The 17087-nt window shown below is 64.4% G+C and carries 16 protein-coding genes; all 16 read left to right on the top strand.

Features of this window, described 5'->3' with window-relative positions:
* The first annotated feature begins 142 nt into the window (after nt 1-142).
* Nucleotides 143-706 carry a hypothetical protein gene (locus tag ACFJIX_RS17950; RefSeq protein ID WP_377153327.1) on the top strand — a complete coding sequence of 188 codons (564 nt, stop codon included), beginning with the start codon at nt 143-145 and terminating at the stop codon, nt 704-706.
* Nucleotides 706-2700, top strand: a complete 1995-nt coding sequence (locus tag ACFJIX_RS17955; protein WP_377153329.1) for a phage terminase large subunit family protein — start codon at nt 706-708, stop codon at nt 2698-2700. The genes ACFJIX_RS17950 and ACFJIX_RS17955 overlap by 1 nt, the downstream gene beginning before the upstream one ends.
* A complete protein-coding gene (locus ACFJIX_RS17960; RefSeq protein WP_377153331.1) occupies nt 2700-3017 on the top strand; it encodes a hypothetical protein in 318 nt (105 codons plus the stop codon). Before ACFJIX_RS17955 ends, ACFJIX_RS17960 begins: the two co-directional genes overlap by 1 nt.
* 72 nt (nt 3018-3089) lie before the next feature.
* Nucleotides 3090-3641 (top strand): hypothetical protein, encoded by a 552-nt coding sequence (locus tag ACFJIX_RS17965; RefSeq protein WP_377153333.1) that lies wholly within the window; start codon nt 3090-3092, stop codon nt 3639-3641.
* Nucleotides 3641-5218, top strand: coding sequence for a phage portal protein (locus ACFJIX_RS17970; protein ID WP_377153335.1), 1578 nt, complete (start codon nt 3641-3643; stop codon nt 5216-5218). Before ACFJIX_RS17965 ends, ACFJIX_RS17970 begins: the two co-directional genes overlap by 1 nt.
* Entirely contained in the window at nt 5215-7197 is a 1983-nt protein-coding gene (locus ACFJIX_RS17975) for a phage major capsid protein (RefSeq protein WP_377153337.1), read from the top strand. Before ACFJIX_RS17970 ends, ACFJIX_RS17975 begins: the two co-directional genes overlap by 4 nt.
* 75 nt (nt 7198-7272) lie before the next feature.
* The gene (locus tag ACFJIX_RS17980; RefSeq protein WP_377153339.1) at nt 7273-7554 is read left to right on the top strand and encodes a hypothetical protein; all 282 of its coding nucleotides are present in this window, start codon (nt 7273-7275) and stop codon (nt 7552-7554) included.
* 10 nt (nt 7555-7564) lie between these two features.
* Nucleotides 7565-7867, top strand: coding sequence for a hypothetical protein (locus ACFJIX_RS17985; RefSeq protein ID WP_377153341.1), 303 nt, complete (start codon nt 7565-7567; stop codon nt 7865-7867).
* Between the two features lie 2 nt (nt 7868-7869).
* A complete protein-coding gene (locus tag ACFJIX_RS17990; protein ID WP_377153343.1) occupies nt 7870-8298 on the top strand; it encodes a hypothetical protein in 429 nt (142 codons plus the stop codon).
* Nucleotides 8299-8317: 19 nt separating this feature from the next.
* Nucleotides 8318-8968 carry a phage tail tube protein gene (locus tag ACFJIX_RS17995; protein ID WP_377153345.1) on the top strand — a complete coding sequence of 217 codons (651 nt, stop codon included), beginning with the start codon at nt 8318-8320 and terminating at the stop codon, nt 8966-8968.
* A gap of 5 nt (nt 8969-8973) precedes the next feature.
* Nucleotides 8974-9429 (top strand): hypothetical protein, encoded by a 456-nt coding sequence (locus ACFJIX_RS18000; RefSeq protein ID WP_377153347.1) that lies wholly within the window; start codon nt 8974-8976, stop codon nt 9427-9429.
* A gap of 153 nt (nt 9430-9582) precedes the next feature.
* Nucleotides 9583-11685, top strand: a complete 2103-nt coding sequence (locus tag ACFJIX_RS18005) for a phage tail tape measure protein (RefSeq protein WP_377153349.1) — start codon at nt 9583-9585, stop codon at nt 11683-11685.
* A complete protein-coding gene (locus tag ACFJIX_RS18010; protein WP_377153351.1) occupies nt 11685-12272 on the top strand; it encodes a hypothetical protein in 588 nt (195 codons plus the stop codon). The genes ACFJIX_RS18005 and ACFJIX_RS18010 overlap by 1 nt, the downstream gene beginning before the upstream one ends.
* A complete protein-coding gene (locus ACFJIX_RS18015) occupies nt 12269-12835 on the top strand; it encodes a hypothetical protein (protein WP_377153353.1) in 567 nt (188 codons plus the stop codon). Before ACFJIX_RS18010 ends, ACFJIX_RS18015 begins: the two co-directional genes overlap by 4 nt.
* Complete coding sequence (locus tag ACFJIX_RS18020; protein ID WP_377153355.1) at nt 12805-13239, top strand: DUF6950 family protein; 435 nt, start codon at nt 12805-12807, stop codon at nt 13237-13239. Before ACFJIX_RS18015 ends, ACFJIX_RS18020 begins: the two co-directional genes overlap by 31 nt.
* Nucleotides 13239-16976, top strand: a complete 3738-nt coding sequence (locus ACFJIX_RS18025; RefSeq protein WP_377153357.1) for a hypothetical protein — start codon at nt 13239-13241, stop codon at nt 16974-16976. Before ACFJIX_RS18020 ends, ACFJIX_RS18025 begins: the two co-directional genes overlap by 1 nt.
* The last annotated feature ends 111 nt before the right edge of the window (nt 16977-17087 follow it).

Here is a 17087-nt window from a genome sequence, read left to right on the forward strand (position 1 = left end):
CAGGGCGGCCATGGGTCCTTCCCAGGGTCAAGGCTATACGGCGCGAAACGGCGCGAGATTTCTCTAGGCACAGGACGGGCGGATGGTTAAGGACATCGTTAAGTCTGGTGGTGGGATGGTTAAGCCGGCTGAGTACGCCCGCATGCGCAACGTCAGCGAGGCCGCCATCAGCAAGGCGGTCAGCGCGGGCAAGATCACCGTCGTCAATGGCCTCATCCATCCTGACTTGGCGGATGCCCAGTGGTACACGACGAGCCGCGCGGCCAAGGCTGCGGGCTTGGCCGGCGTTACCGCACCCACGCCGCCCGCGGCTTCCGTGATGGCGATGCCGACGCCTGAAGGGGATGGGAAGCGTCAGCGCGTTGACGACGAGTTGTGGAAGGAAATGAAGCGCGACGATGCCCGTCGTGCGAAGGCGGAGGCGGACAAGGCCGAGATGCAGGCCGCCCAGATGGCCGGGCGTCTGCTGGAGGCTGACGGCTTCCTCCAGGCACTGACGGACGTCGCGGCGGCGCTGGGCGCGGCCTTGGAGCGCGTGCCAGACAAGCTGTCCGAACGCTTGGCCGCGCAGTCAAGCGCGATTGACTGTCACCGGCTGCTGTCCCAAGAGTTGCTCACGGTCCGCGAGGACGTGGTGAAGGCGCTGGAGCGCATGGCCGCCGACGTGGGCCGGCTGCGCGGAGATGAGATGCCGGAGGCTGCCTGATGCTGCTGCGCCGAGGGCCCGTCATGTACCGAGTCTCGGACGGCTACGCCGGGGGGATGGGAGCCTTCGCGGCGGGCCTGCGGCCAGCACCGAAGATGGACGTTGACGAATGGGCCGACAAGCATCGTCGCCTGCCGACGAAGGGCGCTAGCGAGCCAGGGCAGTGGCGCACCGATCGGATTCCGTTTCTGAGGGAGCTCATGCGCGAGCTGTCGCCCAGCTCGCCAACGCAGCGCGTGGTCTTCATCAAGTCGGCGCAGACCGGTGGTACGGAGGTGTTGCTCAACGCGGTCGGCCATGCCGTCGACACCATGAAGCAGCCGGTGATGCTGGTGCAACCGACGATCGATCTCGCCGAGCGCTTCAGCAAGCAGCGCCTGGCCGCCATGATCGAGGACTGCCACAGCCTGCGACAGAAGATTGCGCCGAGCCGCAGTCGTGACAGCGGCAACACCACGCTGACGAAGGAATGGCCTGGGGGCGTGCTGGTCATCAGCGGTGCCAACAGCGCTGCATCCTTGCGCAGCATGCCGGTGGCGAAGCTGCTGTTGGACGAGGTCGACGCCTACCCGAAGGATCTGGACGGCGAAGGCGATCCGATTGAGCTGGTGGAGGCTCGTACACGAACGTTCCCACGTCGCAAGATCGGGCTGATCAGCACGCCGACGATCAAGAGCCTTTCGGCGATCTACAAGGAGTGGCTCGCGTCGGACATGCGCCGGTATCACGTGCCGTGCCCGCATTGCCAGCACCTGCAGGTCTTGAAGTGGGAGCGGCTGCAGTGGCCCGACGGGGAACCGGACCAGGCGTTGTACCGTTGCGAGGCGTGCGATCAACCCATCCCGGAGCACGCAAAGACGGACATGCTGGAACGCGGTGTCTGGATCGCCGGCTTGCCCGGTGCCAAGGTGGCAGGATTTCACATCAACGCGCTGTACACGCCGATCGGGCTGGGGCTGTCGTGGGTGGAGATGGCCACGAAGTGGGAGACGATCAAGCGGATTCCGGAGAAAGTGAAGACCTTCGTCAACACGCTGCTGGGTGAATGCTTCGACGACCCAAACGAAAAGCTCGATGCGGAGGAGCTGCGTCAGCGCGCCGAGCCGCACAAGGTCCGAGACATCCCGCCCGGTTGCCTTCTCCTCACGGGCGGCGTGGATGTGCAGAAGCGCTACTTCGCCGTGCAGGTCTGGGGCTTTGGCGCCAACAGCCAGGCGTGGCCCGTGGACTACGTCGAGATCCCGGCCGATCCGACCCGCCCGGAGGAATGGAAAAAGATCGACGACTACATGGCCCAGACCTTCGTCAACAGCGCCGGGCAAAGCATGCGGGTGCACTGCTACGCGGTCGACAGCGGCTTCCTGACCGACGACGTTCTGAACTTCGTGCGTACCCGCCGCGGCCGTGCGATTGCGATCAAGGGGGCGAGCACGCCCAACCGACCAATCATTGGTCGCAGCAATCCGGTGGACTTCACCTGGCACGGCAAGGTCATCAAGAAGGGTGCGGAGATCTACAGCGTCGGCGTGGACACCGCCAAGCACATGCTCTTCGCCCGGCTCGCCGCCGACCGCGAGCGACTTGCGCATGAGCGGCTGATCCACTTCCCGAGCGGGCTGGACGAGTCGTACTACAGCCAGCTCACGGCAGAGATCTGGGACCCCAACAAGCGCCGTTGGGTGAAGACGCAGCCTCGCAACGAAGCCCTGGACACGGCGGTGTACTGCATCGCCGCCGCCTACCAACCCGCCGTCCGCGTCCAGGCATGGAAAGAGCCTCAGTGGGCCAAGCTGCGCTCTGTCCTTGAGCCTCTTGGGCAAGACCTGTTCGGGCACATCGGCGCGGATCCGGCGAACGATGAGCCGCATCAAGAGCAGCAAGTCGTCGCGTCCCCGGAGCCAGCGCCAGCGGCGGAGCCTCGTGCTGATGTTCCGGCGCCAGCCACGGCCCAGACGCACTTCAAGACGTTGATCGCGCAACGCCGCCGCCGCTGATGTCTGAGTCCGCCGATACCCTCACCATCATCCTCTCCACCGTACGCGAAAGTATGGAGCGCGCGGGCGTTGCCAACGATCCGTCCTTCGATGACGCGATGGCTGAGGCGGAACTGCGGGCCAGACGGATCCTCGGAGGCGCCCGGCATTACATTCAGCGACTTCCGATGCTTGAGGCGCTCGTCGCCGTCGAGCTGTTGCCCGCCAACCTGACCGTTGAGCAGATGGTGCAACGGACCGGCCTCAGCAAAACCACCGTCAGACGCATGCTGGCGGAGAGCCGACGGCGCAGGGCCAAGGACGCGGCAAACACATAGGTAAAAAGAAAATAGCAGGCCGCACCATTTTTTGCCCTATTTCTGGTGCTCCCGGATTTCAAAGTCCGGGCCATGTTCCCCGCCGCCACGATCCCCACCAGCCTGAACGCAGGCGACACGCTCAGCGCGTCGCTGGGTGACAGCCTCTTCAGCGCCGACGAGGGTTGGGGTGCCACGCTGCGCGTCATCGGTGGCGGCCAGAACCTCGGCGTTGCAGGGACCGCCAACGGCGACGGTTGGGAGTTCACGGTTCCAGCCGCCACGACGGCCGGCTGGGCGGTTGGCAGCTACTCCCTCGTCGCGGTGTTCACCAAGGGCGCGGAACGGCAGAGTTCGCCATTGGGGGTGTTGTCGCTCAAGCCGGACCCCGCTGCTGGCGGGACCACGGCCCTGGACCTGCGCACGCCCGCGCGCCAGGCGCTGGATGCGCTGCAGAAAGCCTACCTTGACCACGTGAGCGGCGGCAGTGCGCTGCTGCAGAGCTACACGGTCGGAACGCGGTCCTTCACGTTCCAGAGCGTGGCCGACCTCATTGGCGCGATCGAGCAGCTCAAGCGCGAGGTCCGTTCCGAAGAACTCGCCGCCGGGAACGGACTTGGCGGGCGCGTGCTGGTGAGGATGTGATGGGCACGCTCAACCGCATCCTCGGCGCGATCGGCCTGGTCACCAAGGGCGAGGCGCGTCAGTCGGCATTCAATGCCCATCGGCTCGCGCGTGTGCAGGCGAGCGGCACGATCCGGCACCTGCAGGCATCCCTGGAATCGCACATCACCACGCAGTGGCAGGGCGCGCCAGAGCACCTGAATGTGTACATCGCCGCGGGCCTGATGAAGGCTCGCGGTCGCAGCCGGGCGGCATCGGTCAACCTCGACCACGCGCGCCGCTTCGTGCGCCAGTGCCACACCAACATCCTGGGCCCTAACGGGGTGATGTTCCAGGCGCAGTTCGGCAAGCCTGGTGGTGGGCTGCACAACAGCGTCAACGAGGCCATCGAAAAGGCACGGGCGCGGTGGGCCAAGATCGGCGTCTGCGACGTCACAGGGAAGTACTCCTGGCGCGATATCGAGCGGCTTTGCCTGGGGCACCTCGTCGTCGACGGTGAGTTCCTTCTGCGGCATGTCGAAGGAGCCGGACCGCATCGTTACCAGGTGCAGGTCATCGATCCCGCGCTGCTGGATATGGATCTGCATATCGACCTGGCCGGCGGCGCCCGCATCCGCATGGGTGTGGAAATGGATTCCGACGGCAGGATCCTCGCGTACCACATCAAGCGCGACCCCGCGGGCTCTCCGGACGGCTACGGCTATGGGCGCCACTCGCGTGTCCCGGCTGACGAGATCATCCACGGCTTCATCCCCGAGCAGTCGAATCAGATTCGCGGCATTCCGTGGATGAACAGTGCGTTGGAGCGCCTGTATCAGCTCGGCGATTTCGAACGGTCGGCGCTGGCGGCATCGCGCAATGCGGCTAAGCGCGCCGGCTTCTTCAAGTCCATGGACGGCGCTCCGCCGCCCGGGTTTGCGGAGACCGAAAAGGACGGCGAGGGATCGGCGGCGTATGCGCCAACGCAGGAGGGCCAGTTCGACACGATCCCGAACGGGTACGACTTCGTCCAGTTCAAGAGCGACTACCCGCATGTGAGCCATGGCGAGTTCGCCAAGGTGGTGCTGCGTGGCGCGGCCTCGGGCCTGGGGGTGAGCTACACGACCTTCGGAAACGACCTGGAGTCGGTGAACTACAGCTCCGCTCGGGTGGGCATCTTCGAAGAGCGCGAGGTGTGGAAGGAGCTGCAGGCGTGGCTTGTCGAGCACCTGCATGAACGCGTCGACGCGCGCTGGCTGCGCATGGCCATGGTCGCCGAGCCGCTGCTGTACGGGCTGAACCCGGCCAAGTTGGCTGACTACACCGAATCGTTGCAGCGCCAGCCTCGCCGTTGGCCAGCGATCGACCCCCTCAAGGAGGCGCAGGCGGATGACCTGCGTCTGCGAAACAAGACGACCAGCCGCACGCGCGTCCTCGCTCGCGAGGGTGAAAGCCTCGACGACCTGGTGCTGGAGATCGAGCGCGAGAACGAACTGCTCGGCGCCCTTGAGCCGTCTGCCTCTACCGCGCCGCCGGCCGCTGAGGACGACGAAGACGAAACGAAGCCTGCCCGCGCGCTGCGCGTGGTCGCAGCCCGATCCGTGGAGAACGCTCTATGACCGAAGTCGACACCAAGACCCTGTCCGCCGCCGATCTCAATCGCGAGTTGGTGCCACGCGTTGCGAGTTTCGTACGCGAGTCCATCAACGCTGAAGAGCGCACGTGTGAGTTGGCATTCAGTTCCGAACTTCCCTACGAGCGCTGGTTCGGCATCGAGATCCTCGACCACAGCTCCGGCGCGGTGGACATGAGCCGTCTGCGCGATGGCGCGGCACTACTCGTCGGACATCGCTCGGACGATCAGGTGGGCGTCGTGGAATCCGCGTCGATCGATGCAGACCGTCGTGGACGCGCGGTCGTGCGGTTCGGGCGCAGCACGCGCGCTGAAGAGATCTGGCAGGACGTCCAGGACGGCATCCGCCGACTCGTGTCCGTCGGCTATCGGATCAACGAAGCCGTGCTGGAGAAGCGCGACACGAAGACCGGCATCGATACCTACCGCATCACCTCGTGGATGCCCTACGAAATCTCGCTCGTCGCGGTGCCCGCCGATCCCACGGTCGGCGTGGGCCGCGCGGCAGGCGAGCGCCCCCCCGTCCCTCAAGCCAAGGAGAAACCTGTGGACGAACTGGAAACCCAACCGCCTGCCGCCAACCGTACCCAGGCGCAGCCCCCCGTCAACATTCAAGCCATCGAATCGGCGGCGCAGACCGCCGAGCGTGAGCGCTCGCGGGGCATCAACGCCCTGGGCGAGCAGCACGGCATGGCCGAACTCGCCCGCGCTGCCGTCGACAACGGCACGTCGCTGGACGCATTCCGGCAGACCGTGCTCGACAAGCTACAGGAGGCGCGCAAGCTGCGCCCGGCGGAGTCCGCCGAGATCGGCATGTCCAGGAGCGATCTCGCCAAGTTCAGCGTGCGCAAGCTGATGCTCGCGCTGGCCTACGGTCACCAGGACCGCAGCTTGATCGAGGGCGCGGCGTTCGAGATCGATGCCAGCAATGCGGCTCGCAAGCTGCGTCCGATCGAGGACACCATGCCGTCCGCGAAGGAGCGTGCCGGTGGCTACACCATCCCGGTGGACGTGCTGCGCGCTCCGATGGGCACTTCCAATGCGCAGGATGCTGCGCGCCAGGCGCTGGCGCAGATGCTGCGCGACCTGACCGTCGGCACTCCCACTGCCGGCGGCAACCTGGTGGCGACCGATCTTCTGTCGAGCGACTTCATCACGCTGCTGCGCAACCGGCTCGTGCTGGGTTCCATGGGTGCGCGGGTCATGACCGACCTCAACGGCAACATCGCGATCCCCAGCCAGACCGGCGGCGCCTCTACCTTCTGGGTCACGGAAGGCAACCCGGTCACCGAGAGCCAAGCCACGTTTGGCCAGGTGGCAATGACGCCCAAGACGGTGGGCATGTTCACCGACTACAGCCGGCGCCTGCTGCTGCAGTCGAGCATCGACATTGAGATGCTGGTTCGCATGGACTTGGTCAACGGCATCGCCGTCGAAGTCGACCGCGTCGGCATCGCCGGTTCGGGCTCTGGCGGTCAGCCCACCGGCGTGCTGAACACCGCCGGCATCGGTGCGGTGGTGGGCGGCACGAACGGCGCTGCTCCGACGCTGGACCACATCGTGGATCTGGAGAGCGCGGTCGCCAACGTCAATGCCGACGTCGGGTCGCTGGGCTACGTGACCAACACGAAGGTGCGGGGCAAGCTGAAGAAGACGCAGCAGTTCACCGGCACGAACGGCCTCCCGCTGTGGACCGGCAACGAGCTCAACGGCTATCGCGCGGGCGTGACCAACAACGTGCCCAGCAACCTGACCAAGGGCACCAGCTCGGGCGTCTGCTCGGCGCTGGCCTACGGCAACTGGGCCGACCTGTTGATCGGCCTGTGGTCCGGCATCGACCTGATCCTGGATCCCTACACCGGCGCCACGGCCGGCACGCGTCGCGTCGTCGCCCTGCAGGACCTGGACATCGCCGTCCGCCGGGCCGCCAGCTTCTCCGCCATGGTGGATGCGCTGACGACCTGACCCCGAGCGTCGCCTCCCCGCTGCCTCGATCTCTGCGAGGCAGCGGGCCCGAAACGAAACCTTGAGCCCAATCCCATGAAAGTCCTGATCATCGAACCCACGTTCATCCCGCACTCGACCGAACCGGAGCTGGGCCCTCAGCTCCTGGAGCAGGGGACGACGCCCGACGTCGACAAGGACACGGCGCGCAAGCTCGTGGACGCGCAGAAGGCGCTGTACACGGCCAAGACCGACGACCCGTACAAGGGCCAACGCACGGCGGAAAAGGAGCTGATCGACGCCGCCGCGAAGGCTCGCACGGAGAAAGCCAAGGCCGACAAGGTCGCCGCCAAGAGCGCGGAAGAAGCGCCGCAGTAAGGGCAACGCCGTGCTGCCGGACTTCATCGCCCAAGACCTCGCCGTGGCCTATGCGGGCCCTGGTGCGGTGGACTGCGCCTTGAGCGCAGCCGCGGGCGGTGCCGCGCAGCCCGCGCGCGGATTCTTCGATGCGCCCGGATCGATCGTGGATGGACTGATCCTCTCCGATCCTGCCTTGCGCGTTTCGGCGTCGACGTGGCCGGCAGCCCGTGATGGAGACAGCGTCATGGTCGGTGCCGTCGCATACAAGGTCCGAGCCGTCGTGCCGCTCGACGATGGGGCGGAGAAGCGCCTCGAACTCGCGAGGGCGTGACCATGCTGGCCGCTGCACAAGTCATCGCGCATCAAGTCGATTGTTTGCTCGGCTTGCCACTCACCGCCGACCGGGTCTTCAACTCGCGGGCTTGGCCCATCAGCGAACAGGACCTGCCGGCGTGGAACGTCCTGGCCGGCCCTGAAGACGTGGAGATGGCGTCCGTCGACGATGACGTCCTCAATCAGCACCAGCTCACGGTGTACCTGCGCGGGTACGTGAAGTCCGTCGACAACCTGGACGACGAACTGCATGCGCTGACCGCCCAGGGCCTGGCTGCCGTCTTCCAGGCGCCGCTGCTCTACCACCTGACGCTTCAGGGCATCGATCGGGATCTCGTCCAGGAGGGCGGGACCGACTGCGGCGTCGTCGTGATCACTGTTCGCGCCACCTATCACGTGCGGGCCAGCGAGCCCGAAACCCTGCTTTGAACCTCCGGAGGATCTGACCATGACCATCACTCTTTCCACCAGGTCGCAGTTCGCGATCGCGACCACGTACGGCCCGTCCGTCAACATGACGGCCATCTCCAACGCCGCCGAGGCGGTCGCCACGCTTGCCGCCGGCCATGCGGTGGTCGTGGGCGACATCCTGGAAGTGACCAGCGGCTGGGGTCTGCTGTCCGAGCGCCTTGTGCGCGTGAAGACCGTCGCGACGAACGACATCACGTTCGAGAAAATCGACACGCAGGACGTCACGAAGTTCCCGGCCGGCAGCGGCATCGGAAGCATCCGGCGCATCACCGCGTGGACCCCCTTCACTCAGGTGCAAGGCGTGGCAACTCAGAAGGGTGCGCTGGAGTTCGCCGACACCACAACGATGGACGACAACGTGCGCAAGCAAAAGCCCACCGTCCGTGGGGCCTCGTCGCTCACGCTGACGATCTTCGACGACCCGAACCTGGCCTGGTATGCGCCGGCGGTCGCCGCGGCGGATTCGAGCCTCGCGACGGGACTGCGCGTGGTCTACCCGAACAACTCCAAGCAGTTCAGCAACGGCTACTTCTCCGTGCAGGAAACGCCGGACATGCAGCCCAACGCGCCACTGACGGTGGACGTGGACTTCAACAACGCGGCCCGGTCGACCCGCTACGCGAGCTGATCGCCATGGATCTCGATCAGATTCAACGAATCGCGCGTGCTTCGCGAGAGTTCAGCGACACCCACGAAGGCGTCACGGTGACCATCCGGATTCCCACGCGACATGAGGTGCGCGTGGCACTGCTGCAGAGCACCGCCAGCACGCCGGAAGCGAAGCTGCTGGATGCTCAGCGCACGCTGCTGCTGGCCGCCGTGGTGGCCTGGTCTGGCGTGGTGGTGCGCCACCTCGTCCCTGACGTGGCTGACGACACGCTTGTCGACCACGAACCGCTGGCAGTGCAGATCCTGCTCGACGCCCAGCCGCAGTGGACGGATCGGTGGCAGGACCTGCTCGTCGCCAGGATGGCAGAGCGTCGCCGCGTGGAGGAGACGGCGGAAAAAAAATCCGTGAGCGCATCGCATGGAGCGAAGCCCAAGCAGATGCGCAGTCGGGCGGCGGCTCGGAGTTTGCGGACGTCATAGGCGACGCGGAGCCGCTGTGCCGGCACGGCGAGCAAGCCCTTCATTGCTGGAACTGGTGCGCTGGCTGGGCCCCCACCTCCTGGCCCACGTACGGATCGCTCTACGCGGTCGACGACTGGACCCTGGTGATCGAACTGATGCAGGTGATTCGAGATGGCCAACGAAGCAAAAATCGTAGTAACGGCTGAAGACCGCGCCCGCAAAGTCCTGGAGGGTGTTCAGAACTCGCTCGGACAGGTGAGTCAAAAGGGCGAGTCGCTCAACGCAGCCTTCGCGCGCCTGGGTCCGCTCTTTGGCAGCGCGTTTGCAGCCACCACGTTCACGGCTTTCATCAAGTCGACGGCACAAAGCATTGATGCGCTGAACGACGTAAAGGACATCACTGGCTCGACCATTGAGAACATCAGTGCGCTGCAAGACACAGCGGTTCGAACCGGCGGATCGTTGGAGACGGTGACAACCAGCTTGGTCAAGCTGAACCAAGTTCTAGGCGAGGCAGACCCTGGCAGCGACAAGGCCAAGGTCCTGCAGGCGATCGGACTCAGCGCGAAGGAGCTTCGTGCGCTCGATCCCGCTGACGCTCTGGAGAAGGTTGCGCGTGCGCTGGCGACATTCTCGGACGATGGGAACAAGGCACGAGTGACGCAAGAGCTGTTTGGGAGATCGCTGCGTGAAGTGGCGCCGTTCCTGAATGACCTGGCGGAGAAGGGCAAGAAGAACGCCACGGTCACGGATGAACAAGCCAAGGCGGCCGAGGACTTCAACAAGCAGCTGTCGGCACTGGATGCAAACAGTCAGCGGCTTGCGCGCACGATCGGGAGCGAAGTGCTTCCGCAGCTCAATGCGCTGTTCGATCGCGTGAACAAGCGCGGGGTTGGCGGCAGCATTTTGGACGCCCTCGGCTTCGGCGAGTCATTCGACAAGAAGCGCGAGTTGGCTGGTGTGGCAAGCGAGGTCGTCAAGCTCGACACCTACCTCAAGAGGCTGAAGGCAGATCAAGCTGGCGGAATCGGATTCTTCGGCAAGCCGGAGAAAGTTGCCGCCGAGATCGAAAAAATAACGACGGAGCTTGAGGTCGCGAAGGCCAAGTTCCGTGAAGCAGACACCGAATACAAGAGGTTCGCCGCCGGGGTAAGCGGTGAGGACTATTCGAACGAGGGCCGCGGCAAGGCAAAACCGTCGGTTGGCGTGCTCCCGGCCAAGACACCGACTCCGAAGCGCGAAGAGATCGACGGAGCTTCCCAGGCTCTTGCGGGCTACGTGCAGCAACTGCAAAGCCAACTCACCACGGAACAGGAGCTGACAGCGGTCGAGCAGGCGCGACTCTTCTTAAAGAGCCTTGGCACCACTGGCGAGATCGAGCAGGTCCGAGAGTTGGTGCTGGAGATGGCAAAAAAGGTGACTGTCGCAAAGCAGGACCAGGCGATCACCGAAGACAACATTCGAATCGAGAAAGAACGGGCGGCTGAACTCAAATCCTTGACGGAACAGTTGGAGGAGTTTTCGGGTCGCGCCGAAGAGGCTCGGAAGATCAAGCTGACTAACCTTCTGGAGTCGCAGATCGCCAGCGGAAACTTCAACTACACGAAAGAGGAATTGGAGCGAATCGTCAAGAGCATTGCCGGCATCAAGGAGGTGGCAGGCAAGGAGCTAAGCGAGATGGGAGAGTTCGCCAAGCAGGCAGCTCGAACGATTCAGAGCGAGCTGGGAGAGAACCTTGAGCAGGTCCTCGACGGCCACTTCAACGGCATCCTGAATTCGTGGGGCAATCTCATCAAGAAGATGGCGGCTCAGGCGCTCTCCGCGCAGCTCGGCAAGACCCTCTTCGGAGACTATGACAAGACCGGCAGCGTCGGTGGACTCTTCGGTCAGGGGCTCAGCTACCTCGGTCAGTACTTCGGCGGGGCGTCGCCAAGCGCCAAGGGGAATGCCTTCGATCCCAACGGTGTGATCACCGCGTTCGCCGCTGGCGGCGTCTTCAATTCTCCGACGGCTTTCAGCTTCGGCGGCGGCCAACTCGGCGTGATGGGTGAAGCCGGCCCGGAGGCCGTGATGCCGCTGCATCGCGGTCCCGACGGAAAGCTTGGCGTCGCCGCGGCCGGAGCACAGCAGGCGGCCCCGACGATCGTGTTCAACATCGCCGCAGGCGTGACGCGCAACGAGCTGATGTCGCTCATTCCCCGCATCAAGGAGGAGATCCTGTCGGAAGGGCAGGCGCGCCAGCAGCGCAAGAACAAGCTCTGGGGTGACGACTGATGGCGACGGAAGACCATCCGACTTGGCTCAAGCCTCAGTCCATGGTGTGGACGAGCAAGAAGCGCGGTATCCAGTCGCGCAGCCCCACGACCGGATCTGTGGAGGCCATCGAGTTTCCCGCCGAGCGGTGGCAGGTCAGCGTGACCTATCCCGCTCGATTGAAGAACGATGGCGGCCCTGCCGAGGCGTTCTTCGCACGCATGGTCGGCGGCGTCGAGCGGCTGCGCGTGTACAACTTCGTGCGCCCGGTGCCTCGCGGAACGATGCGCGGCTCACCGACGCTCAACGCTGCCATCGCGCGCGGTGATCGGCAGATCGCCATCGCTACCACCGGCACCCTTGAGGCCGGCGACTTCTTCAAGGTCGGGAACCAACTGCACCAAGCGTTCAAGTCCGCTCAGCCCTCAGGCGGCGTGCTCACCGTTGAGACGGTTCATCGGGTGCGCCAGGCGGCGGCGGCGGGAACCGCGGTCCTGTGGGATCGGCCTACAGCACTCTTCATCATTCCCGCGGACGCCAGTAGCGTGTCCTATGCGCCCGGCGTCATGGACGCGTTCTCTCACGAGCTGGATGAGGTGTACGCGTGAGCGGGCGTGACCTGACCCCAGAGGCTATCGCCCTACTTGGCAACCGACTGGGTGCGGCCGTCTTCCTGGAGATGCTGCTGGACGTGCCGTTGTACCTCTCTAATGCCGAGGTGCCGATCGACTTCGGCGGCCACACGTGGCTGGGCGTCAGTCAACTCCAGATCAAGGCCGTCGCCGAGGGCTCCAGTCAAGCGGAGAAGCTGCAGTTCTCGCTGCCTGCGGTGCCCAACGAATACCTCGGGCTCGCGCTGTCGACGGAAATCAGGGGCAAGCGCGTGAACATGTACATGGGGATCATGCATCCCGACACGATGGCCCTCGTACAGATGCTTCCCCTGTGGGGGGGGCAGCTCGATCAGATGCCGGTGAGCTACGGGCCCGAGACGGCTTCGATCGCAGCGACAGCCGAGCACCGCGCGGTCTCGTACGCGAGACCCAAACCCTTGCGCTATACAGACGCCGATCAGCGCAGGCTGTACCCCGGCGATCGGTGCCTCGAATACCTCATTGATCAGAGTCAGAAGGAAGACACGTGGCCGAGTCGCGAATGGTTCAAGCGGTGACCGTGCAGCGTTTTCGCGATTGGCAGAGCCGCATCGCCGCCTTCGTTCAGTCGCGCGAGAGGGCGCCCTTTGCCTGGGGCGACCATGACTGCGCGCTGTTCGTGTGCGACGCCATCAAGGAAATATCCGGCCACGACCCGGCCTCCGATGTGCGGGGATACAAGAACGAGCGCGGGGCGGCTCGCGTGGTGAAGAAGCTCGGCGGCATGCGAACCATTGGCGCAAGTCGGTTCGGCATGGAGATCCATCCGATGCAGGCACAGGTGGGTGATGTCGGACTAATCGAGATCGATGGCAGGGAATCGTTCGCGCTGTGCGGCGGCGCCGTGTGGCTGGCGCCCGGCCTGAATGGATTGGAGCGCCTCGGCATCAATGTGGCGGTCATGGCCTGGAGGTGCTTCTAATGCCGCCGGTCATCATTGCTGCTATTGCGCTCTACGCGGGGGCAATCACGCTCGCGTCGTTCATCCTGGTGACCGTGGCCTACGGCATCAGCCAGTATCAGGCGAGCAGGGCGCGCCGGAAGGGGCGCGACGCATACAACGCGGCACTGCAGGACCGCCTGGTCATGACGGCCACAGTCGACCAGCCGCGCACGCGTTGCTATGGGCGTGTGCGGAACGTCGATGGCATCGTGTTCAAGGCGACGTGGGGAGACAAGAAGCAGTTCTACACGCTCGTCATCGCCCTTTGTGGGCACGAGATCGATGGGGTCGAGACGGTGATGTTCGTGGACACCGAATTGACCCTCGACGGGTTAGGCCAGGTGGTGACCGAGCCATGGCGAGTGGACGTCTCCAACACCTTCACACAGCCTGTTGGAATTGGTGTCACGAGTGTTGCGCTGCCAGACATTCCCATCGCGGGGTCGGTGTGGGCGATGGCGGAGACCTCCGACGGGGATGAACAGATCTCCGTGACCGTGGCGGGGGCCGTCGTTACCTTCCCGCCCGGCTCCGAGGTGAATCCGCGGCGGGTGGTCTACCAAGTCTCGGAGGCGAAGTCTCGGGCAGTGGTGACCGTATACAACGGCGGCAGCGGTCAGGATCTGTCCGCTGCCCTCGCCACACGCTTCCCGGACCTGATCGTTCCAGGTGCCCATCGGTTCGCCGGCATGGCCTGCCTGTTGGTGGAATTGGCGTACGACCAGGATGCATTCCCCAACGGAGTTCCCAACCCGATCACGGCGGTCTTCCGTGGCGCGAGGATCTTCGACCCGCGAACTGGCGTCACGGCCTGGAGCGAGAACAACGCCCTCATCGCACGCGACTGGTCGCTGTATGCGAACGGTGGCGGATGCGACCCTTCGGACCTGGTCGCGGGGGACTTCATTGCCGCAGCGAATGCCTGCGATGTCGTACACGCCTTCAAGAGCGTGAATGGCGACGGTGAAGAGGTGATCACGAACCGGCCAATGTACACGTGCGGCATCGTGTGCAGCACCGAGGCCAACCCGCTGGAAACGCTTTCCGCGATCTGTGAATCCATGGCTGGGGACTTCGCTTGGCCGGGCGGCCTGCTATCCATCCGAGCAGGCGCCTACTCGCTTCCGGTGGGCACGATCACTGGAGACTGGTTGAGCGATAAAGCGTCCATCGACATCGTCAAGGACGCCGCACGGGCAGACCTGGTCAACGTGATCACTCCGAGCATCGCCAACGCTGCAAATCGGTACATCATCGCGCCGATTCCGCGTGTTGCGGCGGATGCGTACATCGCGGTTGACGGCGAGGAGTATCCCGAGGAGATGCCGTTCGAGGGCGTCACGGACTCGGATCATGCCGCGCACGTCGCGAGCGTCATGCTCAAGGATGCTCGGGCGGCCAAGACCTACACGTTGCCCTGCAACCTGCGTGGTCTGCAAGTGAAAGTCGGACAGAACTGGACGGTGAACATTCCCGAGATCGGTCTCTCGAATGAGCCGATGCGATGCATCGGGTGGGAGTTGGACTTCGAGAAGTCCTGCTGCTTCCTGAGCATGAAGGCCACCAACGCGGAGATCTTCGATCCGGACGCGGAGTTCAAGCGCGACGACGCGCTGCCCAACTCCTCGTTGCCCAGCCCGTTCATCGTTCCGGCGGTCACGGGGCTCGTCATCCAGAGCGGAACGTCGCACCTCTTCGTCCAGTCCGACGGGACTGTCGTCTCGCGTGTTCTTGTTTCGTGGACTCAGGCGGCTGACGAAGCGGTTCAGAACGGTGGCGCCGTGGATATCCGCTACGGCACGCTCGACAAGGTGCCGGAGGACTGGCAGGTCGCGACGGTGCCGGGCATCGATACGCAGGTCTACCTCACTGGTCTGGAGGACGGTCGCATCTACGGCTTCACCGTCCGGTTCCGCAACAAGCTGGTGGGCGGCAAGTGGGGCTTGGTGAAGATTCACCAGGTGCTCGGCAAGTCGCAGCCGCCGGCAGCGGTGACCGGTCTCGCCGCGACTCGTGTGCTCGGCGCCCTGGTGCTCACCCGAACGCCCACGACGGAAGCGGACTGGGCCGACACGATCTACGAGTACAGCACCAACGGAGGGGCTTCGTACAACCTGATCCAGGCGGTCGCCGACAGGTCGGGTGCGACCTGGAACAACCCGGTGATTGGGGCGCTTCGCATCCGAGCGCGTGATGTCGACACCAGCAACAACGTCGGGACTGCGTCCACCGTCGATTTCACCGTGACACCTGACAACGTCGGCGGCCCCAGCTCAACGCTCGCGATCAAGATCAACGTCAACGACTTCGCCGGCACCACGAACTACAGCGAAGCCTATATCCATGGCCGTGATGCTGCGGGCGCGCCCGCCGACATCAACGGAACGATTCTTCTCAATGGCGAGTCGGTGAACGTACCCAAGGGTAGCCTGGTCACTGGTCAGGGGCCTGTGTCGGCATTCATTGTCTGGGACCGCGCGGGTCTGGGCTTCAGCACGACCATCCCAGACTTTCGGCCATGGGCAATGGCCCGCAAGGTGAACGGTGGCTGGCAATATGACAACAACAGCGGGTGGGTGGCGTTCACGCCGACGGCGGCGCACTACGTCATTGGCCTGATCCAGACGGGAGGCCCCGACACCGGCGCGCCTGGATCGCCACCCGGGATTCTCAGCGCCACGATGCTCAGCTCGGCCTGGGTGCCGGACGTCATCGCGGCGCTGGGTACGACTGCCGACTGGGTCGGGGTGGCGAATCGCCCGAAGACTTTCGTTGTGCGGTCGCGTGGGCTGTGGTCCGTCACGACTGACGCGCCATCAGGCTTCGGATCCGGGATCTACGACGGAGACACGGGAACTCAAATGCCCGGCGCATCTGCTGCGAGGTCATATCGGGCCCAGGTTTACGACCGTGCGGGTGTGCTGCAGTTCAATGCCGCCTATGACGTATACGCTAGCTCCGCAAATGCGAACGCCATGGCAGCTGACTTGACGACGATTGCGACCAGCGCGACGTATCGGAACATGGTCCTTGTCGCCTTCGCCGACGATGAGCCCTACACAAACCACCTGACCCCAGCCCTGGTGGCCGCGATGAAGGCGAACGGCGCCAGCTCGGCGATCTTCGAACGGAGGATCCACGCCCATGGCGCCTACACCCTCATTGCCGTGACCGGATGTGGAGAGGGGAATGGGTTCGAAAACTATGGTGGTGAATATGCCGATGACCCTGGCGGTTGGTGCGAATCAACCTTTCAGTTGTCGAACGGTGCATTCATCGTAAGTGGTGATCGTGCCGGGGCTCGCTCCGTGTATGACTACGGCTATCTTGGTTCGAATGACGCGACGACGAACAACGTCTATTACCAGTCGACACTGCCGACGTCGCCGGTAAATGGCGCGATCTGGATCAACAGCAGCACCGGGAAGGCGTTCCAGTACGTCGGTGGTGTTTGGCAACCGTATGTCGGCACCGGCAGCGTCGGCACCGGTGAGCTTGTGAACCAGGCGGCGACGGAGGTCTACCAGGACAACATCGATCTGGGTGGGCCTTCGGTAGCTGATGACGGCGCTTTCCACGACCTGCGGACTTTCTCCGTCACGCCGCCAGTCAATGCCACGTTGAAGTTCGCGGCTCTAGTGGACTGCAACATCAACTTCGACAACGGCGCTCGCATGCGGTGGGCCTATTCCGCTGGCGGGGAGGGGATAACTTGATCGCGAGCTGCGTGCCGGAGACCGCCGTTACCGGGACGTTCTACCAGGGTCGAAGTGGCGCCAACACCAGCGTGACGGCGACGGCCGGCGTGACCTACACGTTCAAGCTCC

Source organism: Roseateles sp. UC29_93 (assembly GCF_042695725.1).
Taxonomy (GTDB): Bacteria; Pseudomonadota; Gammaproteobacteria; order Burkholderiales; family Burkholderiaceae_C; genus Roseateles; species Roseateles noduli_A.